The organism is Roseateles sp., assembly GCF_039595295.1.
In the GTDB taxonomy this organism is placed as follows: domain Bacteria; phylum Pseudomonadota; class Gammaproteobacteria; order Burkholderiales; family Burkholderiaceae_C; genus Roseateles.
Genome location: NZ_JBCNLU010000001.1, coordinates 369094 through 395393, shown reverse-complemented (window position 1 = coordinate 395393; position 26300 = coordinate 369094). Strand labels below are relative to the sequence as shown.

Below are 26300 nucleotides of genomic sequence, written 5' to 3'. Positions count from 1 at the left end.
AATCAGGAAGTCGGACCGGATGATGACGCCCGGTGATGGCGCGATGGTGTCACCGGGCGCGGAAAAGAGAGGCGTCGAGGATTGCTTTTCCCGACGCTCACATCGGCATCGGACGGCGGTCGTTCATCGCCAGCCAGCCGCGCACGACGCGGTACAGGAACCAGATCGAGATCGCGATCCAGGCGATCCAGCCCGGCAGCACGAACAGGAACCACAGCGGGAAGGTGACGATGTAGAGGATGCCGCTCCACAGCACGCTGCGCAGCCGCCAGGAGAAGTGCGTCGCCTGCCAGGTGCCGGCGGCCTCGTCGCGCTTGACCAGGTCCACGATCACGGCGATCACCAGCAGCAGCACGCTGGCCTGCACGCCGGGCAGCACCGCGCCGATGGCCACGATCGCATGCAGCACGTAGCTGACGATGCCCACGGTGCGCAGGCTGGCCTCGCGCTCCGGGTCGAGTACCACGGTCGGGGATTGCGTTTCGAACGACTGCGTCATGCACCCTCCTTCTGGCCCCTGCGGGCGAATTCCTCCAGACCGGACAAGCCCTCGCGGCGCGCCAGCTCGGCCAGCACGCGCTCGGGACGGACATCGAAGGCGGCCAGCGCCACGATCGAGTGGAACCACAGATCGGCGACCTCGTAGACCAGCTTGTCGGCCGCCTGCGGCTGGCCGTCCGCCATCCGCGTCGCGGCCTTGGCCTGATCCTTGGCGCGATCCGCATCCTTGGCGGCGAGCACCACCTCGGTCGCTTCCTCGCCGACCTTCTTGAGGATCTGGTCCAGGCCCTTGGCGAACAGCTTGGCCACGTAGCTCTTGTCCGGATCGCCCTCCGCGCGGCGCTGCGCGACGACGTCGCCCAGATGGGCCAGCACGTCGAGGGAAGTCGGCGCCGAGGCCGGCGCATCGGCGGCCGGTGCCGCGGCGGAAGTGTCGTTGGTGCTCATCGCTTCAGGATTCGCGTCTCGGGCTGGGGGAGTGAGGCCAGGAGGGCGTCATGCCCGGCTCCGCCCCTCATTTGTAGATGCTGGCCGGATCTTTGAGGACCGGCTCCACCGTCGTCCACTGGCCGTTCTCCAGCTTCTGGAAGAAGCAGCTGTGGCGGCCGGTGTGGCAGGCGATGCCGGGTTCATGGCCGTGCTGGGTGATGCTCAGCAGCACCACGTCGTTGTCGCAGTCCAGCCGGATGCCGTGGACCTGCTGCGTGTGGCCGGACTCCTCGCCCTTGTGCCACAGCTTCTGGCGCGAGCGGCTCCAGTAGACCGCCTCGCCGATTTCGGCGGTGCGGGCCAGGGCCTCGCGATTCATCCACGCGAACATGAGGATGTCGCCGGAGCCCTGCTCCTGCGCGATGACGGGCACCAGCCCGTCGCGGTCCCACTTGATCTGATCCAGCCAATCCATCGCGGCAGTGTAGTCCGGGGTCTCAGACATGGGTGAGGCCCACATGGAAGCGCTCCGCCGCAAACCACTGCAGCACCGGGATCGTCCCGGGGAGCACCGGCTGCACCTGCACCGGCAGGCGTTCCCAGCTCATGGTCTGCTGCTCGCGCATCTCGAACTCGCCGGTCCACTCGTAGACCTTGCAAAAGTTCAACCGGACCTTGGCGTGCGGATATTCCATCAGCTCGACCTTCCAGGGATGCGCCTCGCCGATCGTGATGCCCAGCTCCTCGTGCAGCTCGCGGCGCAGCGCCTGCTCGACGGTCTCGCCCGCCTCCAGCTTGCCGCCGGGGAACTCCCAGTAGCCCGCGTAGACCTTCCCCTCGGGGCGCGAAGTCAGCAGGAACTCGGTCTCGCGGCCCTGCGCGTCGCGGCGCACCAGCACGCCGACGGCGACCTCGACCGGCACGCGGTCGGTGGCGCCCACGGGGCTCAGCGGATGGGCTTGCTCGCGCTCAGACATGGTCCAGTCCTTCCGGCGCGTCGGCGTCCTTGGACGGTGCCGGCGTCCCCTCCGACGAGCCGCCCCGCCCCGCCAGATCCCGCGCGAATTGATAGGCCACGCGGCCTGAGCGCGAGCCGCGCTCCAGCGCCCAGACCAGCGCCGGCTGACGCGCGGCCTCGATGCGGGCCGGGTCCAGGCCGAAGTGCGACAACCACTGCGCGACGATGGCCAGGTACTCCTGCTGGCTGAAGCTGTAGAAGCTGATCCACAGGCCGAAGCGCTCGGACAGCGAGATCTTCTCCTCGACCGCCTCGCCCGGATGCACCTCGACGTTGCCGTCGCGCTCGGTGTGCGTGTAGCCCAGGTTGTCCTTCATCTGCTCGGGCAGCAGATGGCGGCGGTTGCTGGTCGCGTAGATCAGCAGGTTGTCGGTGGCCGCGGCGACCGAACCGTCGAGCATGGACTTCAGCGCCTTGTAGCCGGCCTCGCCCTCGTCGAAGCTCAGGTCGTCGCAGAAGATGACGAAGCGCTCCGGCCGGTCGGCGACCAGATCGGCCAGATCCGGCAGGTCGACCAAATCGGCCTTGTCGACCTCGATCAGGCGCAGGCCCTGATCGGCGAACTCGTTCAGACAGGCCTTGATCAGCGAGCTCTTGCCCGTGCCGCGCGCGCCGGTGAGCAGCACGTTGTTGGCCGGCTGGCCCTGCACGAACTGGCGCGTGTTGCGCAGCAGGCGCTCCTTCTGCGGCTCGACCTCCTTGAGGTCGCCCAGCCGGATCGTGGACAGGTGCTTGACCGGCTCCAGCCGCGCGCTCGCGCCGCGCTTGCGGTAGCGGAAGGCGACCGCGCCCGACCAGTCGGGCGGCGTGAGGGGCTGGGGCAGCACGGCCTCCAGGCGGTTGAGCAGCGCGTCGGCGCGCCGCAGCAGGGCGTCAAGGGCGTCGGACATGAGCCCGAGTTTAGAGGGCCGCGCCCGCCGCGACGGGCGCTACGCGGCGGCGCCAGTCATCCCAGCATTCGCATTGCGGCATCCAACTGTTCGGTCGGAAGGCGCTTGAAGCCTGAGCGCGCGTAGCGCTGCAGCCGGCCGATGATGAAGCTCACCAGCACCGAGGCCTGGGCTTGCGCCTCGACCGTGGGGGTGCTCGAGCCCGAGGCCTCGGCCGCCGTGCGGAGGCCCTGGCGCAGGGCCGACTCGACCTTGTCGAAGAACTGGTTCATGCGCGCGACCAGGCGTTCGTTCTCGTAGACCAGCGCGTCGCCGACCATCACCCGGGCCATGCCCGGATTGCGCTCGCCGAACTGCAGCAGCACCGCGACGATGCGGCGCGCCTGCGCCAGACCGTCGGTCTCGCGCTCGGCGATCTGGTTGAGCAGCGAGAAGATGCTGGTCTCGATGAATTCGATCAGGCCCTCGAACATCTGCGCCTTGCTGGCAAAGTGTCGATACAGGGCGGCCTCGCTGACCTCCAGCCGCGCGGCGAGCGCCGCCGTGGTCACGCGCTCCGCGCCGGGCTGCTCCAGCATGCTGGCCAGCGTCTGCAGAATCTGGACGCGGCGTTCCCCAGGCTTGAGCCGCTTGCGGGGCAGCTCCGCGGGCTTGGTCGCGGGCGTGTCCGGAGCGTCGGGGGGGCTGGTGTGCATGGGAGGGGGCGGAGTGTGCGGCGATTCTGGCACAGGCCCAGGCCGTGCCTGGGGCTGATGCCGGACGACGTACGCTCAGTCCCGCAGCCAGCCCAGGCGTCGTGCCTCGTAGATGGCCTCGACCTTGGAGCGCACCTGCAGCTTGCGGTAGGTGCGCTTCACGTAGGTCATGATCGTGTGCGGCGACACGTTCATGAACTGGGCGATCTCGTCGAAGGTGAAGCCCTTGGCGGCCAGGTGCAGCACGCGCGATTCCTGCTCGGACAGCGCGACGACCTGCTCATCGACCAGCGGCATCGGGGCCGAGTCGCCGAAGCCGCGCGGCGCGTGGCTGCTGTTGCCCTGCGGGGCCAGGCGCAGCAGCAGCCGGCGCGCGATCACCGGGGAGATCGGACTGCCGCCCGCGCGCAGCGAGCGCAGCTGACCCGGCAGGTCCAGCGCAAGCGAATCCTTGAGCAGGTAGCCGGTGGCGCCGGCCTCGATGCTGGAGAGCACGTGCTGCTCATCGCCGAAGACGGAGATGACCATGACCTCGCACTCGGGCGCGACGTGGGCGGCGTGCCGGATCAGCTCGATGCCGCTGCCGCCGGGCAGGTCCAGGTCGACCAGCAACACGTCGGGACGTGTCTGGTCGAACATCTTCCTCCCCTGCGGCAGGTCGGTGGCCATGCCGACGAGCCGGATGTCAGGCGCCTTTTCCAGGGCGTGGGCGAAGGCCTCGCGGAACCGAAGCTGGTCTTCGACGATCAAGACGCTGAATAGTGACATGCAATCCCTCACGGCTTTGGAGCCGTTCGGGCGCATTCTGGGTTGTCGCGTCTTTCAGCGGCAATCCCCAGCTTGCAGTGGTGTGACCTTGGGCCAGTCCCCGCGACCGCTCCCCGCCACCCCGGCGTCCGAGGGAGGCCAAGGCAAACGGCACTCCCGCGCAGGGGCGGAACACCCCGCCGCCGCCCCCCCTCATCGAGGGGGGAGGCGATGCAATCTGTCCACACGCCGGTCGACGCAGGCGGGGCGGTGGCGGCCCGGCTCGTCCATCCAGCCGCGCATCCAGACCGTGCGCATGCCCAGAGCGCGCGCGCTGCGCAGATTGGCCAGGCTGTCCTCGACCAGCGTGCATCGCGAGGGCGCGACGCGCAGCTGCGCGCAGACGTGACGCAGCATGCGCAGGTCGGGCTTGGGCCGGTAATGGCCGAACATGCGCATGTGCTCGACGCCGATGACGCGCTCGAACAGCATGCTGATGCCCAGCGCCTTGAGCACGCGGCGGGCGTAGCGCTCCGGCGCGTTGGTCAGGAGGATGCGGCGGCCCGGCAGGCGGCGCAACCAAGCCAGGTCCGCGCGCGCGCCGCGCAACATCGACTCGAGCGCCGGCAGCGCATGGACCTCGTCCAGGAACTGCGAGGCCGGGATCTGGTGATGGCGGATCAGCCCGAGCAGCGTCGCGCCGTAGAGCCGCCAGTAGCGGCGGCGCAGCGCCTGCGCCTGCTCGGCGTCGACGCCCAGCTCCCGCACGATGTACTCGTTCATCGCCGCGCCGATGGCGGCGAAGGAGCCGCCGCTGGCGTGGTGCAGCGTGTCGTCGAGGTCGAAGAGCCAGACCGTGTCGGCGCCCGCGGCCCCCGAGCCGCCCAGGCTACCCATGAGGATCTGTCGTTGGGGCGCATGCCGGCGGGGATGCCGGCGTACGAGCGCAGGGAGCCGGGCCAATGCGAGGCCGCTCAGTGCGAGCGGATCATCGTGCCGAAGGCCTTCTCGGAGAGGATCTCCAGCAGCATCGCGTGGGGCACGCGGCCGTCGATGATGTGGACCGCGTTGACGCCGCTCTTGGCCGCGTCGATCGCGCCGGCGATCTTGGGGATCATGCCTCCGCTGATGGTGCCGTCGGCGACCAGCTCGTCGATGCGGCGCGGGGTGAGCTCGACCAGCAGCTCGCCCTGCTTGTCCAGCACGCCGCGGATGTTGGTCAGCATCAGCAGCTTCTCGGCCTGCAGCACCGTGGCCAGCTTGGCGGCCACGACGTCGGCGTTGATGTTGTAGCTCTCGTTGTTCTCGCCGAAGCCGATGGGGCTGACGACGGGGATGAACTGGTCGTCCTGCAGCGCCTTCACGACGCTGGGGTCGATGCTGACGATGTCGCCCACCTGGCCGATGTCGTGTTCCTTGGCCGGGTCGTCCTTGTCCAGGATGCGCAGGCGCTTGGCGCGGATCATGCCGCCGTCGCGACCGGTCAGTCCGACCGCCTTGCCGCCGGCGGCGTTGATCAGGCCGACGATGTCCTGCTGGACTTCACCGGCCAGCACCCATTCGACGACGCTCATGGTCTCCTCGTCGGTCACGCGCATGCCCTGGATGAAGTGGCCCTTCTTGCCCAGCTTGTTGAGCGCGTCCTCGATCTGCGGACCGCCGCCGTGCACCACCACCGGGTTCAGGCCGACCAGCTTGAGCAGCACCACGTCCTCGGCGAAGTCCTGCTGCAGCGCCGGGTCCGTCATGGCGTTGCCGCCGTACTTGATGACGATGGTCTTGCCGTGGTACTTGCGGATGTAGGGCAGCGCCTGGGACAGCAGTTCCGCCTTGTCGCGCGGCGGGATGTGGCTCAGATCGGCGTCGTGGACGGGAGAGGAGTTGCTCATGTGCTGTTCCGGCAGGAGAAATCGTCAGAAGCGCGTGCGCCCGGGCGCCGCGGCTGCGATTCTAGGACCGGCAGAATCCGGGCCATGCAAGTCCAGCAATACCTGAAGCTCTCCGCGGTCGTGGCGGTGCTGACCATCGCCCTGAAGACGGCCGCCTGGTGGTGGACCGGCTCGGTGAGCCTGGCCTCGGACGCGCTCGAGTCCGGGGTGAACCTGGCGGGAGCGCTGTTCGGTCTGGCCATGGTGACCATCGCCCGCCGTCCGCCCGATGCGGATCACCCCTTCGGCCATCACAAGGCCGAGTACTTCTCCAGCGCCTTCGAGGGCGCGCTGATCCTGATCGCCGCGCTGGGCATCGCCTGGGCCGCGATCGGCCGCTTCCTGAATCCGCAGCCGCTGGAGCAACTGGGTCTGGGCCTGGCGCTGTCGCTGGTCAGCACGGCCATCAACGGGGCGCTGGCCATGGCGATGATGAAGGCCTCGCGGGTGCACCGCTCCATCGCGCTGGAGGCCGACGCCCGCCATCTGTTCACCGATGTCTGGACCTCGGTCGGCGTGGTGGCCGGCCTGATCGGCGTGATCCTGACGGGCTGGACCTGGCTGGATCCGCTGCTGGCCATGCTGGTCGCGCTGAACATCCTGCGCGAGGCCATGCATCTGATGTGGCGCTCGACCGGCGGGCTGATGGATCAGGCGCTGGACACCGAGGACCAGCGCGCCATTGCCGCGGTGCTGGCGGGCTTCGAATCGCCGGACCTGCGCTTCGATCACGTCGCCACGCGGGTCGCCGGTCCACAGCGTTTCGTTGACCTGCACTTGCATGTGCCGGCGCGCTGGACGCTGGGCCATGCGGCCGCGCTGCGCGGCGAGGTCGAGCAATCCCTGATGCGCGCCCTGCCCGGCCTTCGCGCCAGCATCCAGCTGCTGCCCGCCAATGTGGAGACGCGCTTTGCCGAGTTGGCCGGCGACCAGGCCGGTCAGCCCTTGCCGCCCGCGCCGGACGACGCCCATCCCACCACGCCCAGAAAGGACATCACGGAATGATCGCCCTGCTCCAGCGCGTCAAGCGCGCTCATGTCGACGTCGGTGATCGCCGCACCGGGGAGATCGGCCCGGGTCTGCTGCTGCTGATCTGCGCCGAGCGGCAGGACGGTGAGGCGGTGGTCGAGAAGCTGCTGCTCAAGATCCTGAAGCTGCGCATCTTCAGCGACGAGGCCGGCAAGATGAACCGCAGCCTGCAGGACGTGGGCGGCGGGCTGCTGATCGTTTCGCAGTTCACGCTGGCGGCGGACACCTCCGGCGGCAACCGGCCCAGCTTCACCGCCGCGGCGCCGGCCGAGCTGGGCCGCCGGCTCTACGAGCATGCGGTGAGCTTCGCGCGCTCGCATCATCCGGTCGTGGCGACCGGCGAGTTCGGCGCCGACATGCAGGTGGAACTCATCAACGACGGGCCGGTGACGATTCCGATGCGGATGTGAGGCGGCGGCTGTCGGGAAGGAGACTGCGCAAGGCGCTTCCAAGCCGTTCCCGGAACGCCCGGAAGCCGCGTGCGGGACGCACTTGCCTTCCCATGTCCCGCGGCTGCTCCGCTTCGGCATGGCACACCGCCACAAGGTTTCTGGGTCGTGCCTCAGCACGAGCAACGCCTGCGCCGGTCCTCACTGGCATGTCGGCCAGGGTGGGCGCGGGGGGCAAATGGAGGCTGGAGCCTTTGACATTGACATCGACATTGACATTGAGATTGTTGGCAGTGGTGGTCCTCACCAAGAACATTCGACCGTCATGCAGTCTGTTGGGCGTGGTGTGCGTCTCGATGCTGGATATCGACACCTCATAGCGCGTCCTGCCCGTCTGCTCATGGCCACCTTGCGGATCGAGCGCGACGGGCACCATTCGGCCCAACTCCGAGCCGGCGATCACGATCGCGCGACGCATCAATTCGAGTGCTCCGAGGTCCTTCTGGATGCGCTTCATCTCCTGCGCCGCGTTCTCCACTGCCTCCACGGGCCTGGCCCGGACTCGCCTCTCCAATGCCCTCAAGCTGCCTTCTACCCCCGTCGCAAACGCCTGCGCGGTATCGCGCAGCACGGACCTCGGTTGTTGTGCGATCTCGGCGGACAGCTCATTCAGACAGTGATGCGCCTGCAGGACCTCCTCGCGCAGAGCCTCCCAGGTGCTTACCGGGTCCCCGTCTTCGCCTGAGGCGACGAGCGTCAGGTCATCCGGGGATGCAGGCCGATGGTGGGCAGGGGTGGACGTCAACGAGAACATGGTGTTCCTTTCATGAACCTATGAATCGAGACAAGGTCGGAAAGGACGCTCTAGTGGCGGCCGGGCTCCATCAATTCGGCTGACAAGGTCGACGTCCGCCATCAAGCCAGGTCATCAAACTGACGAGAATGGGGGATCGGCACCTCACATCGAACTCAAGGATCCGTTCATGATCAGCTACGTCACCCTGGGCAGCAACGACCGCCGCGCGGCCAAGACCTTCTATGACGCGGTGCTCGCGCCGCTGGGGCTCAAGCCCGGCTACTCGGACGACGAGATGGTCGGCTACGGCCCCGAGGGCGGCGAGACGCAGCTGTGGGTGGTCGCCCCGTTCAATGAGCTGGACGCGACGGCCGGAAACGGCACGATGTTGGCGTTGGCCGCCTCCACGCGCGAGCAGGTGAACGCCGCCTATGCCGCGGCCATTGCCGGCGGCGGCCGCGACGAGGGCAAGCCCGGTCCGCGCGAGATCTACGGCCCGAACTTCTACGCCGCCTACTTCCGCGACCCGGACGGCAACAAGCTGGCCGTGGTCTGCCGCGCGCCGGCATGACGTTCGAGCGCGGCATCGCACGCCACGCCGTCCCACTGAAGCCGCTCCCAACCACCGGAGCCCTTCATGGACCGCATGACTCCTCACGACTCCCGCCCGATTGACACCGAGCCGCCTCCGACGGACCCCGACACCGTCGGCGCGCAGAACCGTCGCCCTCAGACCGCCCAGCAACGTCTTCAGGACGACCTCGCCCGTCTCGATCACGCGCACAGCAGCCCGACCACGAACCTGCGGCTTCTGCATCGTCGACTTGAGGAGTGCCATGGCTTGCTGCAGCGCGCGTTGGCCGACTGCGACTTCCATGACAAGGACCTGGTGAGGCAACGTGCCGACGCCCTCAACTCCCACGCACAGGCACTGATGCGGGGCCACTCGCCAAGCGGCGCGGCGCAGCATTCGCCGCTCGTTTGGTTGACAAACTGGCAAGCGGAGATGCGCTCATTGCTGGCCTTCGCCGTCGACGAGGGCGCGATCGGTCTGGAGCCCCTCCCCGACTGGAACCCTCGCCGCTTCTGGGAAGGTCCGGCGCCCGCAACGGGCAACTGGGTCGCGTCGTTCCGCTTGCGCCGCCTCGTGATGGAGGACGTCGACAAGACCGGCATTCGCGGCCGCTCCAACATGCCGGGCATCACGGAGATGAGCGCGGCACGGGATCTTCTGGCCGACTGCGACGAGCGGGACCTCCGAGACCCCGAAGGCTTGCTCAAGCTCCAGTCCGCGCTCACGGGGCTCCAGGCCATGAGCCGCGTTCTGTCGGCAGGGGTGAGCGGCGGATGGCCCCCCCGCTGAGGCGGCGGTGATGCGCTCATCCGCGCCCGCAAAGACAAAGCCCGCCGAAGGGCGGGCTTTGGAGCGGGTGTCGGCGAGACTTGGCCGACGTCGGGAAAGTCGTCGATCAGTCCGCGTATTGACCCGCCGCCTTGATGACCGGCGTCCACTTGTTGATCTCGTCGGAGACGAACTTCTTGTGCTCGGCCGGATTGACGCGCGCATCGGTCACGATCACCGCGCCCAGCGCTTCCTCGCGCTTGTGGAACTCGGGATCCTTCAGCGCGGTCTTGAGCGCCGTGTTGATCTTGTCCAGCACCGCCTTGGGCGTGCCCTTGGGCGCGTACAGGCCGTGCCAGATCGTCACGTTGAAGCCCTTCATGCCGGACTCGTCCAGCGTCGGCAGCTTGGACAGCGAGCCGCTCAGGCGCTTGGGCGTCGACACCGCGAAGGCCTTGACCTTGCCACCCTCGATCTGCGTCGTGGTGTTGGTGGTCTGGTCGCACATGATGTCGACCTGGCCGCCGATCAGATCGGTCATGGCCGGCCCCGTGCCCTTGTACGGGACGGTGGTCATGTCCATCTTCAGCGTGCTCATGTACAGCAGGCCGCACAGGTGCGAGGCGGATCCCAGGCCGGCGTTGGCCAGGTTGATCTTGCCCTTGTTGGCGCCCAGCCACTTCAGCAGCTCGGCGTAGTTGTTGGCCGGCAGGCTGGGACGCGAGATCAGCGTCATCGGCACTTCGTTGACCAGGCCCAGGTACTCGAAGTCGTCCAGCGTCTTGTACTGCAGGTTGCGGTACAGGGCCGGCGAGGTCGACATGCCGATGTGGTGCAGCAGCAGGGTGTAGCCGTCCGGCGCGGCCTTGGACACCTTGGTCGCGCCCAGCGTGCCGCCGGCGCCGCCGACGTTCTCGATCACCAGCGTGGCGTTGAGCGGCTTGCGCAGCGCCTCGGCCAGATCGCGCGCCACCTTGTCGGTCGGACCACCCGCGGCGAACGGCACCACGATGGTCACCGGCTTGTCCGGATAGTCGGCCCAGGCAGCACCAGCGGTCAGCGCCGCCACGGCGGCCAGCAGGATCTTCTTCATGTGGAGGTCTCCCCTTTTCTAGGGACGGTGTGGGTGATGGCGCGGATGCTAGATCCGGCGCTGTGCGCACGCCTAGCGGAAACTACGTAAGCGACTGTGAGGTACCGGTATCGGCACCACGCCATGCCGCCGTACGGCGTGCAGCGACAGCGGTCGCTGCGGCTTTGCCGGCGCCCGTCACTCGTACTTCCGAAGGTCCTCGATGACCTTGCCGTCGTTGACCAGCGCGCCCGGCGCGAGGAAGGCCACCTCGCCGCGCAGCTTGGTCACCTCGCGCAGCGCGACGGCGATGCGCTCGCCCAAGCCCTCCGGCACCTGGCGGTCGACCTCCACCTTCAGCGTCATCCGGTCCTGGGCCATCTCGCCCTCGACGACCAGCCGTCCGCGTCCGGCCTCGGGGAAGCGCCGCAGCACCTCGGCCACCTGCCCGGCATGGACGAACATGCCGCGCACCTTGGCGCTCTGATCCGCCCGGCCCATCCAGCCCTTGATGCGGACATTGGTCCGGCCCGTCGGGCAGGCGCCCGGCAGTACCGCCGAGAGATCCCCGGTCCCGAAGCGGATCAGCGGGTAATCCGGATTCAGCGTGGTGACGACCACCTCGCCCACCTCGCCGTCCGGCACCGGATCGCCGGTGCCGGGTCGCACGATCTCGAGGATCACGCCCTCGTCGAGCACCAGGCCCTGGCGCGCCGCGGTCTCGTAGGCGATCAGCCCCAGGTCGGCCGTGGCGTAGCACTGGAAGCCGGCCACGCCGCGCTCGCCGCACCAGTCGCGCAGCGAAGGCGGGAAGGCCTCGCCGCTGACCAGCGCCTTGCGCACCGACAAGGACTGACCCTGCTCGGCCGCCTTGTCCAGCAGGATCTTGAGGAAGCTGGGCGTGCCGATGTAGGCCTGCGGGCGCAGCTCGGCCATGGCCTGGAGCTGGAGCTCGGTGTTGCCGACGCCGCCCGCGAAGACGGTGCAACCCAGCGCCTCGGCGCCGCCTTCCATCATGGCGCCGGCCGGCGTCAGGTGATAGCTGAAGGAGTTGTGGACCAGGTCGCCCGCGCGCAGCCCGGCCGCATGCAGGGCGCGGCCCAGGCGCCAGTAATCGCGGCCCAGGCCCTCGGGCTCATAGATGGCGCCCGGCGACTGGAACACGCGGCGCGCGCCGCTGTCGCGCTTGAGCCCGCGCCAGCCGATGGCGGAGAAACCGCCGAAGGGCTCGGATGGCCGCGCCGCCCGCACCGCCTGCTGGCGCGCCAGCAGGTCGGACTTGCGCGTCACCGGCAGGCGCGCCAGCGCCGCCCGGGTGCGCACCTGCTCGGGGTCGACGTCCGACAGCAGCTCGCCGTAGGCATCGGTGTTCCGACGCGCATGGGCGATCTGATGGGGCAGCGCGGCCAGCAGCGCCGCCTCGCGCGCGGCGGCGTCGCGGGTCTCGTGCGCGTCGTAGAAATCGGAGGCGATCCCGCCAGGGAGCACCGCAGAGACATCGGCGGCCATCACTCGTCCCTCCTCATTCATCCGCCCATTGCGCGAGCCGGCGCTTGAGCTCGTCCTGCAGCTTGCGCACGTCGGCCGAGGACCGGCACGGGCGCGCGTCCCAGTCGGGGCTGCGGGCCGGCTTGCGCGCCAGCTTGGCGTCGATCTGGCCGTCGCCGGCGACGAGCTTCAGGACCTCCTGCCCTTCGAAGCTCCAGGCGTCGCCCCGTTCGGTGAGGCTGCGCAGCTCGCGCAGCGCGCGGCGCAGCTGCACCAGCTGTTCCTCGACCTTGAACGGCGGCGGCGCGAAGAAGTCGTTGTCCATGAACTGCTCTCCCTTGAAACCCTGCGATGTGCTGCTTACGTCAACCAGCGCTTGCGCCGCTTGTAGCTTTTGACGTCGCGGAAGCTCTTGCGGTCGCCGCCGCCCATGCCGAGATAGAACTCGCGCACGTCCTCGTTGTCGCGCAGGGCCTGCGCGGCGCCGTCCATGACGACGCGGCCGTTCTCGAGGATGTAGCCGTAATCGGCGTAGCGCAGCGCCATGTTGGTGTTCTGCTCCGCCAGCAGGAAGGTCGTGCCCTCCTTCTGGTTGAGGTCGCGCACGATCTCGAAGACCTCCTCGACGATCTGCGGCGCGAGGCCCATCGAGGGCTCGTCCAGCAGCACCATCTTGGGCCCTGCCATCAGCGCCCGGCCGATCGCGCACATCTGCTGCTCGCCGCCCGAGGTGTAGGCGGCCTGCGAGGTCCGCCGCGTCTTGAGCCGCGGGAAGTAGCTGTAGACCTTCTCCAGCGTCTCGGCCACGGCGGCCTTGCCGTCGCGGCGCGCATAGGCGCCGGTGAGCAGGTTCTCCTCGATCGTCAGGTGGGCGAAGCAGTGACGCCCCTCCATCACCTGGACGACGCCGCGATGGACCAGCTCGGCCGGTGAGAGCTTTTCGATGCGCTCGCCGCGCAGCTCGATGGAACCCTTGGTCACCTCGCCGCGCTCGCCCGCCAGCAGGTTGGAGATGGCGCGCAGCGTCGTGGTCTTGCCGGCGCCGTTGCCGCCCAGCAAGGCCACCACCGCGCCCGTGGGGACGCGCAACGACACGCCCTTGAGCACCAGGATCACGTGGTGATAGATGACCTCGATGCCGTTGACGTCGAGCAGCGGCGTGGCCGCGGCCTCGTTCGCGGCGACGGCACCGCTGCCGGTGTCGATGCCGGTCGTGGCCCCCACGGGGTCAGGTGTTGCGATGGTGGCTTGCATGGCGGGATTCCTCGATCGGCGGATCAGCCGCAGCTGCGCGGCTTGAGGTTCTTGTCCTTGGCGTACTTGGCGGCGTACTCCTTGACCAGCGGATCGATGTGGGTCTTGTCCGACTGGTACCAGTCGGAGGCGATGTTCCACTTCGCGCCGTCCCACTGGACGATCCGCGCCCAGTCCGTGCCCATGTGATTGGCGCAGCTGGTCTGCACCGGACGCATCACCTCGCCGAAGCCCAGCGCCTTGAGCCGGTCGGCGGTCAGGTTCAGGTTCTCGAAGCCCCAGCGGACCTGCTCGGGCGTCATGACCTTGCCCTTGCCGAACTTCTCCTGCGCGGTGCGGATGGCCTCGACCTGCAGCATCGAGATCATCATGCCGCGGGTGTGCGCGATCGCGCCGATGCCGGTGGGCGCGCCGGTGCCCTGGCCCTTGTCGTAGACGAACTTCTTCAGCTCGTCATGGACCTTGTCCTTGGCCGCGCTGTTGTGCAGCGTGATCGCGTTGTAGCCCTTGGCGCCGGCGCCGATGTCCTTGACGTCATGGTCCGAGCCGGCCCACCACACGGCGTAGATCTTCTCGCGCGGATAACCGCTGGCCTGGGCCTCGCGGATGCCGGCCGGCGTCATCACGCCGGCGGACCAGAACAGCACGTAGTCCGGCCGCTGCTGGCGGATCTGCAGCCAGGTGGACTTCTGCTCCACGCCCGGGGGCGTGACCGGATACAGCAGCACCTCGAAGCCCTCGGCCGCGGCGCGCTTCTGGATCAGCGGAATCGGCTCCTTCCCATAAGGGCTATCGTGATAGACCAGCGCGATCTTCTTGCCCTTGAGCGATCCCTTCTCCTTCTTCGCGATGTCCTGCAGCATCACGTCGGCGGCGGTCCAGTAGGTGCCCAGCAGCGGGAAATTCCATTCGAAGACGGTGCCGTCGGCCGACTGCGACAGGCCGTATCCCGGTGTCTCGACGACCACCTTGTCGAGGATGGCCTTGTCGGTCACCGCGAAGGTGATGCCGGTGGACTGCGTGTCGAAGCCCGACGCGCCGCCGCCCTTGCCCTTCAGGCGCTCGTAGCACTCGACGCCCTTGGCGGCGTCGTAGGCGGTCTCGCATTCCTCATAGGCGAGCTTGACGCCGTTCACGCCGCCGTCGCGCGCGTTGATCAGCTTCAGGTAGTCCTGCTTGCCGTCGGCCCAGGGAATGCCCAGCGGCGCGAACTGGCCGGTGCGGTACACCAGCAGCGGGATGAACTGCTCGTTGGCGGCCTGCGCCTGTGCCAGGAAGGGCACGGCGGCCGCGGCCAAGGCCGCCACGGTCAGCGCGCCCCGCGCGAGGGTCTTCAAGCTCATGGTGTCGTCTCCTGATGGTGCACTCTGCGGTGCGGTTTGAAATCTCGTGGACTCAAATGCGCTCAATGCGGGAACGGCCACAGGCGCAGCTTCTGGCGCGCGGTGGACCACAGCCGCGCCAAGCCGTGCGGCTCGACGATGAGGAAGAACACGATCAGCGCGCCGAAGATCATGTGCTCCAGGTGCGAGGCGGTGCCGGTGGACAGCGGCAGGCCCAGCCAGTGCGGCACGTAGTTCAGCAGCAGCGGCAGCAGCACGATGAAGGCGGCGCCGAAGAAGCTGCCGGCGATCGAGCCCAGCCCGCCGATGATGATCATGAACAGCAGCTGGAAGGACTTGTCGATGCCGAAGGCGGCCGGCTCCCAGGCGCCCAGGTGGATGAAGCCCCACAGCGCGCCGGCCACGCCGACGATGAAGCTGCTCACCGCGAAGGCGGTCAGCTTGGCATGCACCGGCCGGATGCCGATGACGGCGGCGGCCACGTCCATGTCGCGGATCGCCATCCACTCGCGGCCGATGGCGCCGCGCACCAGGTTCTTGGTCGCCAGCGCGCAGACCACCACCAGCGACAGGCACAGCAGATAGCGCTGCACCGGCGTCTCCAGCGGCAGGCCGAAGATCTGCAGCCCCCCGACGCTGACCGAGCCCGAGGACGAGTGGTTGGTCACCCACGGCACGCGGTTGACGAACCAGTCGATGAAGAACTGCGCCGCCAGCGTCGCCACCGCCAGATACAGCCCGCGGATGCGCAGGCTCGGCAAGCCGAACAGCACGCCGCAGACCGTCGACGCCAGACCGCCGCCCAGCAGTGCCAGCAGCAGCGGCATGCCCTCGACGCGCACCAGCAGGTTGTAGGCCGCGTAGGCGCCCACCGCCATGAAGGCGCCGGTGCCCAGGGAGATCTGCCCGCAGTAGCCCACCAGCACGTTCAGGCCCAGCGCCGCCAGCGACAGCACGAGGAAGGGGATGAGGATGGCGCGGAAGGTGTAGTCGCTGGCCACCCAGGGCACGGCGACGAAGGCCGTCAGCGCCAGCACCAGCATCGCCAGGCGGTCCTGCGCGATGGGGAACAGCGCCAGGTCCGCGCGGTAGGAGGACTTGAACTGTCCGTTTTCACGATAGAGCACGAGGGGTCTCCTTGCCTGCGCGCGTCAGACGCGGTCGATGATCTTGTCGCCGAACAGCCCTTGCGGCCGCACCAGCAGGAAGCCCAGCGCGAGCACGTAGGCGAACCAGTTCTCGATGCCGCCGCCCAGGTGCTGGCCGAGGTAGATCTCGGAGAGCTTCTCGCCCACGCCGATGATCAGCCCGCCCAGGATGGCGCCCGGCACCGAGGTCAGCCCGCCCAGGATCACGACCGGGAAGGCCTTCAGCGCCACCAGCGAGATCGAGTACTGCACGCCCAGTTTGCTGCCCCAGATGATCCCGGCCACCAGCGCGACCAGCCCGCCCACCGACCACACGATCACCCAGATGCGCGCCAGCGGAATGCCGATGGACTGCGCGGCCTGATGGTCGTCGGCGACCGCGCGCAGCGCTCGGCCGGTGCGGGTCTTCTGGAAGAACAGCGTCAGCGCACCCACCAGCAGCGCCGCGATCACCGCGGAGTACAGGTCCTCCTTGTTGAGCAGCAGCCCGCCCTGGAAGACGTTCTCGAGCACGAACATCGGATCCTTGGGCAGGCCGACGTCGATCTTGTAGGTCGCGCTGCCGAAGATCAGCTGACCCGCGCCGTCCAGGAAGTAGCTGATGCCCAGCGTCGCCATCAGCAGCGTGATCGCCGGCTGGTTGACCAGACCGCGCAGCGCGAGCCGCTCCACCAGCCAGGCCACCACGACCAGGCAGGCGGCCGCCGCGATCAGCGCCAGCACATTGGCCAGCAGCGGGTTCTCGAAGCCCAGCCACTGCGGGAACCATTCGGCGAAGCGCGCCATCGCGAGCGCCGCGAACAGCACCATCGCGCCCTGCGAGAAGTTGAAGACGCCGGAGGCCTTGAAGATCAGCACGAAGCCCAGCGCCACCAGCGCGTAGAGCATGCCGGCCATCAGCCCGCCGAAGACGGTTTCGAGGAAGAAGCCCATGATCGTGTCCTTGGCCGCGAGGCCTCACTCGCCGGCGCCGAGGTAGGCGCGGATGACTTCGGGATTGGCGCGCACCTCGTCGGGCGTCCCGTCGCCGATCTTGCGGCCGTAGTCCAGCACCACGACGCGGTCGCTGATGTCCATGACCACGCCCATGTCGTGCTCGATCAGCACGATGGTGGTGCCGAACTCGTCGTTGACGTCCAGGATGAAGCGGCACATGTCCTGCTTCTCTTCGACGTTCATGCCCGCCATGGGCTCGTCCAGCAGCAGGACCTTCGGCTCCATCGCCAGCGCGCGGCCCAGGTCCACGCGCTTCTGCAGGCCATACGGGAGGCCGCCGACGGGCGTCTTGCGATGCGCCTGGATCTCGAGGAAATCGATGATGCGCTCGACCTTCTCGCGATGGACGATCTCCTCCTGCACCGCGGGTCCGACGCGCAGCGCCTGCCACAGCAGGTTGCGCTTCATGCGCAGGTTGCGGCCGGTCATGATGTTGTCCAGCACGCTCATGCCCTTGAACAGCGCCAGGTTCTGGAAGGTGCGCGCGACGCCCATCTCGGCCATGCGGCGCAAGCGCACGCGCGGGCTGAGCTTGCGCATGTCCTGACCCCGGAACATCACGCTGCCCTGCTGCGGCTGGTAGACGCCGTTGATGCAGTTCAGCATCGAACTCTTGCCCGCGCCGTTGGGACCGATGATGGCGCGGATCTCGTGCTCGCGGACGTCGAAGCTGATGTCGTTGAGCGCCTTCACGCCGCCGAAGGACAGCGTGATGCCGCGCGCCTCGAGGATCACGTCCCCGATGCGGCGGCCCGTCGCGGCGCTGCCCGACGAGGCGACGGCCGCGGGCGTCGAGGGCTGCGCGCCGGCTTCCTGAAACAGCGCCGATCCCGGCGCGGCGATGGTGGCGCTCATCAGGCGGCCCTCCGGGTGGGAGAGAAGGTGTCGGCCTCCTCGATGCGCAGGTCGGCGGCGACCTTGCCGGTGCGGCCGTCCTCGAAGCGGACCGCCGTCTCGATGAACTGCGAGCGCTTGCCCGCGTAGAGCGCGGCGATCAGCGGCTCGTACTTCTCCGCGATCGCGCCGCGGCGGACCTTGCGGGTGCGGGTGAGCTCGCCGTCGTCCGCATCGAGCTCCTTGTGCAGCACCAGGAATCGGGTGATCTGGCTGCCCGCGAGGCGCTCGTCCTGTGCCAGGTCCGCGTTGACCTGCTGCACGCAGTCCTTGATCAGCGCGTAGACCTCGGGCTTGCCCGCCAGGTCGGTGTAGCCGGCATAAGGGAGGTTGCGGCGCTCGGCCCAGTTGCCCACCGCCTCGACGTCGATGTTGATGAAGGCGCAGACGCGATCGCGCCCGTCGCCGAAGGCCACCGCCTCCTTGATGAAGGCGAAGAACTTCAGCTTGTTCTCCACATACTTGGGCGCGAACATCGCGCCGTCATGCGCGCCGCCGCGCAGGCGGCCCACGTCCTTGGCGCGGTCGATGATCTTCAGATGACCGCCCGCGTCCAGGAAGCCCGCGTCGCCGGTGCGGTACCAGCCCTCGGCATCGAGCACCTCGGCCGTGGCCGCCGGATTCTTGTAATAGCCCTTGAGCAGACCGGGCGAGCGCACCAGGATCTCGCCGCTCTCCGCCAGGCGGATCTCGACGCCGTCAATGGGCACGCCGACCGTGTCGGACTTGGCCTCGTGATCGGGCTGCAGGCAGACGAAGACGGCGGTCTCGGTCGAGCCGTAGAGCTGCTTGAGGTTGATGCCGATCGAGCGATAGAAGCTGAACAGATCGGGCCCGATCGCCTCGCCCGCGGTGTAGGCGACGCGCACCCGCGAGAAGCCCAGCGTGTTGCGCAGCGGGCCGTAGATCAGCGCGTCGCCGAGGCGGTACTTCCAGCGATCCAGCGTGCCGACCGATTGGCCGTCCATCAGCGCGGGCCCGACGCGGCGCGCCAGGTCCATGCAGCGCGCGAAGATCCAGCGCTTGACCGCGCCGGCGTCCTCCATGCGGATCATCACGCTGGTGAGCAGGCCTTCAAAGACGCGCGGCGGCGCGAAGTAGTAGGTCGGGCCGATCTCCTTGAGATCGATGCTGACGGTGCTGGCGGACTCGGGGCAGTTGACGACGTAGCCGCAGGCCAGCCATTGCGCGTAGCTGAAGATGTTCTGGCCGATCCACGCGCAGGGCAGATAGGCGAGCACCTCCTCGTCATGCGTGAGTTTGTCGAAGCGCGCCCCCGCGAGCGCGCGATCGATCAGCGAGGCATGGGTGTGGACCACGCCCTTGGGGTGGCCGGTGGTGCCCGAGGTGAAGAACATCGCCGCCACATCGTCGGCGCGGCTGGCGTCGACCTCGGTCTCGAACAGGCCCGGATGGCGCAGCGCGTGGGCGCGGCCCTCGTCGCACAGCGACTCGATGGAGGCCAGGCCGTCGGCCGTGTAATGCCGCAGGCCGCGCGGATCGTCGAACCAGATGCGGCTCAGCAAGGGGCATTGCGGCCGGATCTCCAGCAGCTTGTCGACCTGCTCCTGGTCCTCGACGATGGCGAAGGCGACCTCGGCGTTCTGCAGCGGGTAGGCGAATTCGGCGGCGACGGCGTCCTGATACAGCGGCACCGGGATCGCGCCCAGCGACTGCGCGGCGAGCATCGCGGCGTAGAGCCGGGGGCGGTTCTCGCCGATGACGACCAGGTGCTGACCGCGCGTCATGCCGGCGGCCGCGAAGCCGTGCGCCATGTCGCGCACGAGTGCGGCGAGCGCGGCCCAATCCAGCGTCTGCCAGATGCCGAGTTCTTTCTCGCGCAGGGCGGGTGCGTGCGGACGCTGCCGGGCGTGAGCCAGCAACAGCCGGGGGAAGGTGTGTTCCACCGTTGTCTCCTTGTGCTCCCCCGCTGTCGTCTCTCTGATGGAGCCGCTCGATCCGCGGGGGTGAATGGACTGTAGGCGCGACCATTGACGTCGTGTTGTCGTTGCGCCGACATTCCTAGGGAGAGTTCGGGGGCGTGTTTTCCCCAGGGGGTCGCGTCAGCCTGATGTCATCGAGTGACGCGATGAATAGGGGGATGGACGCCCACACCGACGCCCCCCTCCGTTCCCCCCTCGCTCCGCCCGTGCCGATGCTCCCGCTGCGTTTGCGGGCGCGGGCCGCCACGTCTCAGGAGATGGCCGCCATTCCCTGGCTCAAGGCCCTGGAGCCGGAGCTGCGCGAGCGCGTGGCCTCGAGCATCCAGGTGGCCGAGGTCGAGGTGGGGGAGCGGGTCTGCCGGATCGGTCGTGAAGCCAATTACTGGTTCGGCGTGATCGACGGCTTGCTCAAGATGAGCAACGACGACGCGGCGGCGCGGCCGGTGACCTTCACCGGGGTGCCGCCGGGCGGATGGTTTGGAGAGGGGACCTTGCTCAAGCGCGAGGTCTATCGCTACAACATCCAGGCGCTGCGGCGCAGCGTGGTGGCGGGGCTGCCGCTGGAGAGCTTCCATGAACTGCTGGAGAGCAGCCTGGCCTTCAACCGTTACGTGCTGAACCAGCTCAACGAGCGGCTGGGCCAGTTCATCGCCGCGCGGGAGATCGACCGCCAGAGCGACCCGGACCTGCGGGTGGCGCGCAATCTGGCGGCGCTGTTCCATCCGCTGCTGTATCCGGGGGTGGGCGGGCTGCTGCGGATCACGCAGCAGGAGCTCGGACATCTGGTGGGGCTGTCCCGCCAGCGCGTCAACGAGGCGCTGCGCCACCTGCAGGAACAGCGCCTCATCGCGGTCGAGTACGGAGGCCTCAGGGTGCTCGACCTGGCGGGGTTGAGGGTGTATCCGCAGCAGTAGCGGCTTCGGCCTTCCGCGTCAGGCGCCTTCTGTCCTCAAGCGCCGAACGGCGTCGCTTCTCCGCGGCGTAGCCCTGGCCCCAGTGGTCCGACAGGAAGTGGAACTCCCCCATCGCGCGACCACAGCGCGCGCCACTGTTCCAGGCGCTCGGACGCGGCCAGACCGCCCGTGTCGAACGGGCGGTTCGCGGGATCGGTCAGCAGGTCGCGGAAGCTACGTGCATCCGCCGCGGCAGGCGGACGCCGGCTCAGCCGGCGGGTCGCCGTGAGCCGCTCGACGGCATCAGCGCAGCCCCCGCTCCAGGACCGATTGGAAATACTCGGAAAACTCAGGGGTCGACCAGCGAACGCGTCGACGCTTGTAGCGCAGGACGTCGCCGGGACGGACCGCGGCCAGCCGCGCGGGCTTGAAATCCTCGCCGACGAAGGTCACGACCACCTGCTCCCGGCGCCGACGGCGCACCCAAGGCAGTCGCGCGATCAGGCCCTGCCAGGCCGGCCAGAAGGAGATGTATTCCTGGGCGAACTTGACCGCCAGCGAGGCGGGGAAGACACGCAACCGTTCACGTGCCCAGTGGCTGATGAATCGCTCGTCCGTCCGCAGGCGGCTCGGAAGCCGCCCGGCGTGCTTCCACGTCGCGGCGTCATTGAAGTCGTCGAAGAGCTGCGTGAATTCGCCTGGCCGGAACGCCAGCACCGATGAGTTGCCAAAGTAGTAGCCCCCCGGGCACAGTGCCGAGGGCAGACGCCAGGTCGGCAAAAGATGGTTGCGTAGCATCAGCATCCCGCCGTGACGCTCCAGTTCCCGGGCCAGCACCGCCAGGTCGCCCCGCACGAGCGTGTCGAGATCCAGATAGACCGTCGGCAGGTCCGGCGCGAGCAGCCCTCGCGCGAACACGCTGAGCTTGAGGAAGCACCCCCATCCCAACGTGGGGAATGGCCGCGCGAAACGAGGAAACGGCAGCACTTCGATCTCCGGCGCGTACGCCTGCGGAGGCCGATCGCTGATGCAGATGAACCGCACCGGTCGCGAACATTGCCGGCGGACCGCCCTGCTCATCCCGTCGACGACCGCAGGGGAATAGCGCTCGCCCCAGCTCACGCACACGACCTGCAGCAACTTGGCCTCCACTCGTTTCCGACAACAGCAGGCATTCGACCGGAAGCCGCCGGGGTCGCCTATGACCTCGGGACGGCATCGCCGATCCTGGCGCTGCCGCGGTGCAGGATTCGCCCAGCAGAAATCGAGGAGTTCCGTTCGACAGCCACATGACAGCCCCACGACCGGGAACGCTGGTTCACCGGACGTCAGCCACGAGTGGCCCACCCCGCTTCGGCGTGATCGACGGCTTGCTCAAGATGAGCAACGACGACGCGGCGGCGCGGCCGGTGACCTTCACCGGGGTGCCGCCGGGCGGATGGTTTGGAGAGGGGACCTTGCTCAAGCGCGAGCTCTATCGAGTACGGGGGCCTCAGGGTGCTCGACCTGGCGGGGTTGAGGGTGTATCCGCAGCAGTAGCGGCTTCGGCCTTCCGCGTCAGGCGCCTTCTGTCCTCAAGCGCCGAACGGCGTCGCTTCCGGCTGCTTGTGCGGATGGGCCGCGTACTGCGCGGCGTTGATCTCGTAGAGCAGGCTGGCCGCCTCGCCCGGGTGGTCGGCGACCGAGCCCGTCAGCCGCAGCCCCACCCGCTCCAGCGTCTTGCGCGCCGCGGTGTTCCCCGGCGCCAGCAGCGCCTGCACCGCCGTCACATGCAGGCCGTCGAAGGCCAGCGCCAGCGCCGCCAGCGACATCTCCGCCGCATAGCCCCGCCCCCAGAAGTCGGACAGGAAGTGGAACTCCAGTTGCAGCGCCATCACCCCGCCGATGCGCTCCCGGCTCAGACCGCCGAAACCGATCGCCCCCAGCGCGGGCTGCTCCCGCAAGCCCACCGCCCAGGGCCCCAGCCCGTCACGCGTCCACAGCATGCGCCAGTGCTCCAGGCGCTCCGACGCCTCCCGGCCGCCCGGCTCGAAGCGACGGTTCGCCGGATCGGACAGCAGCTCTCTGAAGGCGCGGGCATCCGCCGCCTCGGGCGGGCGCAGCACTAACCGGGAGGTTCCGGTCAGGCGCTCGACGACGGTGGGGGTGGACAGCGGAGACAACATAGGGTTAACCCGCACATTATGCGCCCAGCGTGAATTTCAAGCCCCAAAGGGTTCCTTCATCGACCTTCTCCATCGGTCATGCGTCACAGGTGCGCATCCCCCATCGCGGCGGTCTCCCACGGGAATGAGCGTGCGAAGATCCCTCCTCGGTTAACTGTCCCTTCACGCTTTCTTTGCACGGGGCAATGTTGTAAGCAGCTATGGTGTCCGCGTGATCGAGACAGAAATTTCCCCATCCCCCGCCTTGGCGGTTTCGAGGTCCGCCGCGACTCCCGCCTCCGCGCCCGTCCTCTCGGACATCGTTTCGCTACCCGTGGACAGCTGGACCGGCGCCCTCCCCGCGTCGGTGCAGGAGAAGGCCACTGCCTGCCTGGAACGCGGCCATGTGCTGCTGCTCCCCGCGTTGCCGTTCCAGCTGGAAGGCCAGGAGCGCGAGCTGCTCCGCCCCGACCTGGGCGGCGCCGGAAAGAACATCAGCTACGACCCGCGCAACCAGCGTCTGCGCGGCGCCGAGGCCTCGCCCGAGACCCTCGCCCTACTGCAGGACGTGATGGCCCGCTATGCGGAGCATTCGCTGCGACTGCTGCTGCGTCTGCTCCCCCATTACGCCGACGGCCTGCGCCAAGCCCGCACGAGCTACCGCACCGCCGAGATCGAAGGCCGCCAGACCTCCTGGCGCAAGGACGACACGCGGCTGCACGTGGACAGCTTCCCGTCCTCGCCCACGCAGGGCGAGCGCATCCTGCGCGTGTTCAGCAACGTGAATCCCAGCGGCGCCGGGCGCCTGTGGCGCGTCGGCGAGCCCTTCGAGGCCGTCGCCCATCGCTTCATGCCCGGCCTGGCCCGGCCCTTCGCCGGCAAGCACCGACTGATGCGCGCGCTGCGCGTGACCAAGGCGCTGCGCAGCGATTACGACCATTACATGCTGGGCCTGCACGACGGCATGAAGGCCGACCTCGGCTATCAGCGCTCGCTGAGCGAGGGCGGCCTGTTCGAGTTCCCCGCCGGCGCCACCTGGATCGTCTACACCGACCAGGTCTCCCACGCCGCCCTCAAGGGCCAGTACGTCTTCGAGCAGACCTTCCACCTCCCCGTCGCCGCCATGGCCGACCCCGAGGAATCGCCGCTGCGCACGCTCGAGCGCATGACCGCCCGCACGCTGGTCGCGCGCGGCTGAACCCGGCCGAACCCGGCCCCGACAGCCCCGCGACAGGTCGGGCAAGGCCCGCTGGCATACCATTCCCGGCTTGGGCGCGGACGCGATCCGTCCGCGCGGCCCGCGGGCCGGCCAGGCGCCGGATCCGCTCCGAATGACGACGCGGCGCCGGGCGCCGCAGGAACGTGAGCATCCCCATGAAGCTGCTGGTGATCGAGGACAACCCGGACATCGTGGCCAACCTGTTCGCCTATCTCGAGCCCATGGGCTACGAGCTGGACGTGGCCCGCAACGGCCTGGGCGGACTGGCCCAGGCCGCCGCCGGGTCCTATGACGCGATCGTGCTGGATCTGACCCTGCCCGGACTGGACGGTCTGGACGTCGCGCGGCGCCTGCGCAAGGATTTCCGCCGCCCCACCCCCATCCTCATGCTGACCGCCCGGGACACGATCTCCGACAAGGTGACCGGCTTCGAGAGCGGCGCCGACGACTATCTGGTCAAGCCGTTCTCGCTGGTGGAACTCGAGATCCGCCTGCAGGCGCTGGTGCGCCGCTCCCACGGCCTGCACCTGAGCACCGCCGTCAGCTACGCCGACGTCAACTTCGATCCCGACACCCTGGAGGCCACCCGCGCCGGCAAGCCGCTGCAGCTCACGCCCACCGGCTACAAGCTGCTGGCCGCGCTGCTGCGCGAGGCCCCGAAGCTGGTGCGCCGCGAGGACCTGGAACGCGAGGTCTGGGGCAACGACCCGCCCGACAGCGACGCCCTGCGCACCCACATCCACGCGCTGCGCGCGGCGCTGGACAAGCCCTTCCCCATCCCGCTGCTGAAGACGCATCCGGGCATCGGCTATCGGCTGGTATCGCCAGAGCCCAATGCGGCGTGAGGCCGCGCCCACCACGCTGCGCACCCGCATCGCCGCGGCCTTCCTGCTGCTGACGCTGCTGGTCTGCGGCGCCTTCGCGGTGGCGGCGGTGAACATCGCCTCCAGCATCGAGGACCGCCTGATCGACCAGCGCCTGAGCCGCACCGCGGATTCCCTGGTCGAGCGCGCCCGCCAGAACCTGCCGCCCGATCTGCCGCCCAGCGTGACGCTCTATCGCGGCAGCGCCATTCCGGCGGAGCTGCAGGGCAAGCCGCCCGGCCGCTACACGGTCACGCAGGACGGCCTGCAGGTCAACGCGCTGCTGCGCGACGACCTGGGCGCGGTCTTCGTGCTGACCGACCGCGACGCCGACTTCGAGAAGATCCAGGCCGGCGTCTACAGCCTGCTGGGCCTGGCCTTCGTGGCCTGCCTGGCGCTGGCGCTGTTCCTGGCGCAGTTGACCGCCAGCCGCATCGTCGCCCCCGTCACCGCGCTGGCGCAGGCGGTGGAGACCGGCGCCGCGCCGCGCGCCTATCCGCTGCTGGACTCCACGGACGAGCTGGGCGTGCTGTCGCGCGCCTTCGCCGCCAGCACCGAAGCCCAGCAGCGCTACCTGGACCGGGAACGCTGGTTCACCGGCGACGTCAGCCACGAGTTGCGCACCCCGCTGGCGGTGATGCTGGGCGCCGCCGAGATCCTCAAGGCCCGTCTGAGCGGCCGGGATGACCTGGTCGAACTGGCCGAGCGCATCCGCCGCACCGCCGCCGACACCAGCGAGCGCGTGATCGCGATGCTGCTGCTGTCGCGCGATCCGGCGAGCACCGGCGCGCCGCCGACGGCGCTGCTGCCGCTGCTGCGCCAGGAGATGGACCGTTGCCGTCCGCTGCTGCGCGGCAAGGACGTCGAGATGACGCTGCATGCCGATCCGGACGCGACGTCGCTGGAAGTCCCGGCACGCCCCGAGCTGGCCGCGATCGCGGTGGGCAACCTGATTCGCAACGCCTGCCAGTTCACCGAGCAGGGCCGCGTGGACGTGCGGCTGGAGCGGGGCCGGGTCGTCATCGAGGACACGGGGATCGGCATCCCGGCCGCCGTGCGGGATCGCATCTTCGACCGCTTCATGCAGGTCGATCCGGCCGGCGCGGGCAGCGCCGGACTGGGCCTGGCCATCGTCAAGCGCGTGGCCGAGCACCTGGGCTGGGTGGTCAGCCTGGAGATGCCGGCGGCGGGGGGGACGCGCTTCGTGCTGAGCTTCGACGCGGAGCAGGTCGAGTCCGCGCCGGGCTGAGGAACGAGCGGAAGCCGGTCACTCGTACTC

29 protein-coding genes and 1 pseudogene are annotated in these 26300 nt (G+C 68.8%); 9 read left to right on the top strand and 21 right to left on the bottom strand.

Translation table 11 applies throughout. The features are described 5' to 3' along the window. Positions 1-97: 97 nt before the first annotated feature. The 9 genes from ABDW59_RS01865 to argB all read right to left on the bottom strand — a co-directional run bounded on the left by ABDW59_RS01865 (position 98) and on the right by argB (position 6169). Positions 98-499: a hypothetical protein gene (locus tag ABDW59_RS01865; protein ID WP_343627665.1), complete on the bottom strand. Its 402-nt coding sequence runs from the start codon at positions 497-499 to the stop codon at positions 98-100. Further along, positions 496-948: a phosphoribosyl-ATP diphosphatase gene (locus ABDW59_RS01860; RefSeq protein WP_343627664.1), complete on the bottom strand. Its 453-nt coding sequence runs from the start codon at positions 946-948 to the stop codon at positions 496-498. Before ABDW59_RS01860 ends, ABDW59_RS01865 begins: the two co-directional genes overlap by 4 nt. Positions 949-1015: 67 nt before the next feature. After that, entirely contained in the window at positions 1016-1405 is a 390-nt protein-coding gene (gene hisI / locus ABDW59_RS01855) for a phosphoribosyl-AMP cyclohydrolase (protein ID WP_343627734.1), read from the bottom strand. A gap of 22 nt (positions 1406-1427) precedes the next feature. Continuing rightward, positions 1428-1907 carry an NUDIX domain-containing protein gene (locus tag ABDW59_RS01850; protein ID WP_343627663.1) on the bottom strand — a complete coding sequence of 160 codons (480 nt, stop codon included), beginning with the start codon at positions 1905-1907 and terminating at the stop codon, positions 1428-1430. Continuing rightward, positions 1900-2838, bottom strand: coding sequence for an ATP-binding protein (locus ABDW59_RS01845; RefSeq protein ID WP_343627662.1), 939 nt, complete (start codon positions 2836-2838; stop codon positions 1900-1902). The genes ABDW59_RS01850 and ABDW59_RS01845 overlap by 8 nt, the downstream gene beginning before the upstream one ends. Before the next feature lie 56 nt (positions 2839-2894). Next, positions 2895-3533, bottom strand: a complete 639-nt coding sequence (gene slmA, locus ABDW59_RS01840; RefSeq protein ID WP_343627660.1) for a nucleoid occlusion factor SlmA — start codon at positions 3531-3533, stop codon at positions 2895-2897. Positions 3534-3608: 75 nt separating this feature from the next. Continuing rightward, positions 3609-4301 carry a response regulator transcription factor gene (locus tag ABDW59_RS01835; RefSeq protein WP_343627659.1) on the bottom strand — a complete coding sequence of 231 codons (693 nt, stop codon included), beginning with the start codon at positions 4299-4301 and terminating at the stop codon, positions 3609-3611. A 192-nt stretch (positions 4302-4493) separates the two neighbouring features. Continuing rightward, entirely contained in the window at positions 4494-5177 is a 684-nt protein-coding gene (locus ABDW59_RS01830; protein WP_343627658.1) for a pyrimidine 5'-nucleotidase, read from the bottom strand. A gap of 77 nt (positions 5178-5254) precedes the next feature. Then, positions 5255-6169, bottom strand: a complete 915-nt coding sequence (argB, locus tag ABDW59_RS01825) for an acetylglutamate kinase (RefSeq protein ID WP_343627656.1) — start codon at positions 6167-6169, stop codon at positions 5255-5257. Positions 6170-6253: 84 nt separating this feature from the next. On the opposite strand from argB, the gene ABDW59_RS01820 reads away from it, so the two are divergent. Then, positions 6254-7213, top strand: a complete 960-nt coding sequence (locus ABDW59_RS01820; RefSeq protein ID WP_343627655.1) for a cation diffusion facilitator family transporter — start codon at positions 6254-6256, stop codon at positions 7211-7213. Continuing rightward, positions 7210-7647, top strand: a complete 438-nt coding sequence (gene dtd / locus ABDW59_RS01815; protein ID WP_343627654.1) for a D-aminoacyl-tRNA deacylase — start codon at positions 7210-7212, stop codon at positions 7645-7647. The genes ABDW59_RS01820 and dtd overlap by 4 nt, the downstream gene beginning before the upstream one ends. On the opposite strand, the gene ABDW59_RS01810 is transcribed toward dtd, so the two are convergent. Next, positions 7610-8440: a hypothetical protein gene (locus ABDW59_RS01810; RefSeq protein ID WP_343627652.1), complete on the bottom strand. Its 831-nt coding sequence runs from the start codon at positions 8438-8440 to the stop codon at positions 7610-7612. The genes dtd and ABDW59_RS01810 overlap by 38 nt on opposite strands. 169 nt (positions 8441-8609) lie before the next feature. On the opposite strand from ABDW59_RS01810, the gene ABDW59_RS01805 reads away from it, so the two are divergent. Further along, positions 8610-8993: a VOC family protein gene (locus tag ABDW59_RS01805; RefSeq protein ID WP_343627651.1), complete on the top strand. Its 384-nt coding sequence runs from the start codon at positions 8610-8612 to the stop codon at positions 8991-8993. Between the two features lie 66 nt (positions 8994-9059). Further along, entirely contained in the window at positions 9060-9785 is a 726-nt protein-coding gene (locus ABDW59_RS01800) for a hypothetical protein (RefSeq protein ID WP_343627649.1), read from the top strand. A 106-nt stretch (positions 9786-9891) separates the two neighbouring features. Here ABDW59_RS01800 and ABDW59_RS01795 read toward each other — a convergent pair whose 3' ends face one another. From ABDW59_RS01795 to ABDW59_RS01755, 9 genes are all read right to left on the bottom strand, one after another. Continuing rightward, positions 9892-10857 (bottom strand): tripartite tricarboxylate transporter substrate-binding protein, encoded by a 966-nt coding sequence (locus tag ABDW59_RS01795; protein WP_343627647.1) that lies wholly within the window; start codon positions 10855-10857, stop codon positions 9892-9894. 177 nt (positions 10858-11034) lie between these two features. Further along, on the bottom strand, positions 11035-12345 hold the full coding sequence (locus ABDW59_RS01790; protein WP_343627646.1) for an AMP-binding protein: 1311 nt from the start codon (positions 12343-12345) through the stop codon (positions 11035-11037). 13 nt (positions 12346-12358) lie between these two features. Then, a complete protein-coding gene (locus ABDW59_RS01785; RefSeq protein ID WP_343627645.1) occupies positions 12359-12649 on the bottom strand; it encodes a hypothetical protein in 291 nt (96 codons plus the stop codon). Between the two features lie 35 nt (positions 12650-12684). Then, on the bottom strand, positions 12685-13578 hold the full coding sequence (locus ABDW59_RS01780; RefSeq protein WP_343627644.1) for an ABC transporter ATP-binding protein: 894 nt from the start codon (positions 13576-13578) through the stop codon (positions 12685-12687). A 23-nt stretch (positions 13579-13601) separates the two neighbouring features. Next, complete coding sequence (locus ABDW59_RS01775) at positions 13602-14921, bottom strand: ABC transporter substrate-binding protein (protein WP_343627643.1); 1320 nt, start codon at positions 14919-14921, stop codon at positions 13602-13604. Between the two features lie 62 nt (positions 14922-14983). After that, a complete protein-coding gene (locus ABDW59_RS01770; protein ID WP_343627642.1) occupies positions 14984-16048 on the bottom strand; it encodes a branched-chain amino acid ABC transporter permease in 1065 nt (354 codons plus the stop codon). Between the two features lie 24 nt (positions 16049-16072). Next, positions 16073-17002 (bottom strand): branched-chain amino acid ABC transporter permease, encoded by a 930-nt coding sequence (locus tag ABDW59_RS01765; RefSeq protein ID WP_343627641.1) that lies wholly within the window; start codon positions 17000-17002, stop codon positions 16073-16075. Between the two features lie 24 nt (positions 17003-17026). Next, positions 17027-17920 (bottom strand): ABC transporter ATP-binding protein, encoded by an 894-nt coding sequence (locus tag ABDW59_RS01760; RefSeq protein WP_343627640.1) that lies wholly within the window; start codon positions 17918-17920, stop codon positions 17027-17029. Further along, positions 17920-19866 carry an AMP-binding protein gene (locus ABDW59_RS01755; RefSeq protein ID WP_343627638.1) on the bottom strand — a complete coding sequence of 649 codons (1947 nt, stop codon included), beginning with the start codon at positions 19864-19866 and terminating at the stop codon, positions 17920-17922. The genes ABDW59_RS01760 and ABDW59_RS01755 overlap by 1 nt, the downstream gene beginning before the upstream one ends. Positions 19867-20114: 248 nt before the next feature. On the opposite strand from ABDW59_RS01755, the gene ABDW59_RS01750 reads away from it, so the two are divergent. Then, positions 20115-20816, top strand: a complete 702-nt coding sequence (locus ABDW59_RS01750) for a Crp/Fnr family transcriptional regulator (RefSeq protein ID WP_343627733.1) — start codon at positions 20115-20117, stop codon at positions 20814-20816. Positions 20817-21098: 282 nt separating this feature from the next. On the opposite strand, the gene ABDW59_RS01745 is transcribed toward ABDW59_RS01750, so the two are convergent. After that, a complete protein-coding gene (locus ABDW59_RS01745) occupies positions 21099-21935 on the bottom strand; it encodes a hypothetical protein (RefSeq protein ID WP_343627636.1) in 837 nt (278 codons plus the stop codon). A gap of 212 nt (positions 21936-22147) precedes the next feature. Here ABDW59_RS01745 and ABDW59_RS01740 point away from each other — a divergent pair. Continuing rightward, positions 22148-22276: pseudogene (locus ABDW59_RS01740) on the top strand (Crp/Fnr family transcriptional regulator); the annotation flags it as partial. 93 nt (positions 22277-22369) lie between these two features. On the opposite strand, the gene ABDW59_RS01735 reads toward ABDW59_RS01740, so the two are convergent. Continuing rightward, a complete protein-coding gene (locus tag ABDW59_RS01735) occupies positions 22370-22960 on the bottom strand; it encodes a GNAT family N-acetyltransferase (protein WP_343627635.1) in 591 nt (196 codons plus the stop codon). 313 nt (positions 22961-23273) lie between these two features. On the opposite strand from ABDW59_RS01735, the gene ABDW59_RS01730 reads away from it, so the two are divergent. From ABDW59_RS01730 to ABDW59_RS01720, 3 genes are all read left to right on the top strand, one after another. After that, complete coding sequence (locus ABDW59_RS01730; RefSeq protein ID WP_343627634.1) at positions 23274-24137, top strand: Kdo hydroxylase family protein; 864 nt, start codon at positions 23274-23276, stop codon at positions 24135-24137. Between the two features lie 176 nt (positions 24138-24313). Continuing rightward, complete coding sequence (locus tag ABDW59_RS01725; RefSeq protein WP_343627633.1) at positions 24314-25003, top strand: response regulator transcription factor; 690 nt, start codon at positions 24314-24316, stop codon at positions 25001-25003. Then, positions 24993-26270 carry a HAMP domain-containing sensor histidine kinase gene (locus ABDW59_RS01720; RefSeq protein ID WP_343627632.1) on the top strand — a complete coding sequence of 426 codons (1278 nt, stop codon included), beginning with the start codon at positions 24993-24995 and terminating at the stop codon, positions 26268-26270. The genes ABDW59_RS01725 and ABDW59_RS01720 overlap by 11 nt, the downstream gene beginning before the upstream one ends. The last annotated feature ends 30 nt before the right edge of the window (positions 26271-26300 follow it).

Excerpts from the sequence above, each read along its gene's own strand:
- ABDW59_RS01750 (WP_343627733.1), top strand. The coding sequence starts at position 20,115 with ATGCTCCCGCTGCGTTTGCGGGCGCGGGCCGCCACGTCTCAGGAGATG.
- ABDW59_RS01775 (WP_343627643.1), bottom strand. The coding sequence starts at position 14,921 with ATGAGCTTGAAGACCCTCGCGCGGGGCGCGCTGACCGTGGCGGCCTTG.
- ABDW59_RS01820 (WP_343627655.1), top strand. The coding sequence starts at position 6,254 with ATGCAAGTCCAGCAATACCTGAAGCTCTCCGCGGTCGTGGCGGTGCTG.
- ABDW59_RS01795 (WP_343627647.1), bottom strand. The coding sequence starts at position 10,857 with ATGAAGAAGATCCTGCTGGCCGCCGTGGCGGCGCTGACCGCTGGTGCT.
- ABDW59_RS01785 (WP_343627645.1), bottom strand. The coding sequence starts at position 12,649 with ATGGACAACGACTTCTTCGCGCCGCCGCCGTTCAAGGTCGAGGAACAG.
- argB (WP_343627656.1), bottom strand. The coding sequence starts at position 6,169 with ATGAGCAACTCCTCTCCCGTCCACGACGCCGATCTGAGCCACATCCCG.
- hisI (WP_343627734.1), bottom strand. The coding sequence starts at position 1,405 with ATGGATTGGCTGGATCAGATCAAGTGGGACCGCGACGGGCTGGTGCCC.
- ABDW59_RS01760 (WP_343627640.1), bottom strand. The coding sequence starts at position 17,920 with ATGAGCGCCACCATCGCCGCGCCGGGATCGGCGCTGTTTCAGGAAGCC.
- ABDW59_RS01810 (WP_343627652.1), bottom strand. The coding sequence starts at position 8,440 with ATGTTCTCGTTGACGTCCACCCCTGCCCACCATCGGCCTGCATCCCCG.
- ABDW59_RS01765 (WP_343627641.1), bottom strand. The coding sequence starts at position 17,002 with ATGGGCTTCTTCCTCGAAACCGTCTTCGGCGGGCTGATGGCCGGCATG.
- ABDW59_RS01860 (WP_343627664.1), bottom strand. The coding sequence starts at position 948 with ATGAGCACCAACGACACTTCCGCCGCGGCACCGGCCGCCGATGCGCCG.
- ABDW59_RS01835 (WP_343627659.1), bottom strand. The coding sequence starts at position 4,301 with ATGTCACTATTCAGCGTCTTGATCGTCGAAGACCAGCTTCGGTTCCGC.
- ABDW59_RS01805 (WP_343627651.1), top strand. The coding sequence starts at position 8,610 with ATGATCAGCTACGTCACCCTGGGCAGCAACGACCGCCGCGCGGCCAAG.
- ABDW59_RS01780 (WP_343627644.1), bottom strand. The coding sequence starts at position 13,578 with ATGCAAGCCACCATCGCAACACCTGACCCCGTGGGGGCCACGACCGGC.
- ABDW59_RS01735 (WP_343627635.1), bottom strand. The coding sequence starts at position 22,960 with ATGTTGTCTCCGCTGTCCACCCCCACCGTCGTCGAGCGCCTGACCGGA.
- ABDW59_RS01800 (WP_343627649.1), top strand. The coding sequence starts at position 9,060 with ATGGACCGCATGACTCCTCACGACTCCCGCCCGATTGACACCGAGCCG.
- ABDW59_RS01790 (WP_343627646.1), bottom strand. The coding sequence starts at position 12,345 with ATGGCCGCCGATGTCTCTGCGGTGCTCCCTGGCGGGATCGCCTCCGAT.
- ABDW59_RS01830 (WP_343627658.1), bottom strand. The coding sequence starts at position 5,177 with ATGGGTAGCCTGGGCGGCTCGGGGGCCGCGGGCGCCGACACGGTCTGG.
- ABDW59_RS01725 (WP_343627633.1), top strand. The coding sequence starts at position 24,314 with ATGAAGCTGCTGGTGATCGAGGACAACCCGGACATCGTGGCCAACCTG.
- slmA (WP_343627660.1), bottom strand. The coding sequence starts at position 3,533 with ATGCACACCAGCCCCCCCGACGCTCCGGACACGCCCGCGACCAAGCCC.
- ABDW59_RS01865 (WP_343627665.1), bottom strand. The coding sequence starts at position 499 with ATGACGCAGTCGTTCGAAACGCAATCCCCGACCGTGGTACTCGACCCG.
- ABDW59_RS01845 (WP_343627662.1), bottom strand. The coding sequence starts at position 2,838 with ATGTCCGACGCCCTTGACGCCCTGCTGCGGCGCGCCGACGCGCTGCTC.
- dtd (WP_343627654.1), top strand. The coding sequence starts at position 7,210 with ATGATCGCCCTGCTCCAGCGCGTCAAGCGCGCTCATGTCGACGTCGGT.
- ABDW59_RS01720 (WP_343627632.1), top strand. The coding sequence starts at position 24,993 with ATGCGGCGTGAGGCCGCGCCCACCACGCTGCGCACCCGCATCGCCGCG.
- ABDW59_RS01850 (WP_343627663.1), bottom strand. The coding sequence starts at position 1,907 with ATGTCTGAGCGCGAGCAAGCCCATCCGCTGAGCCCCGTGGGCGCCACC.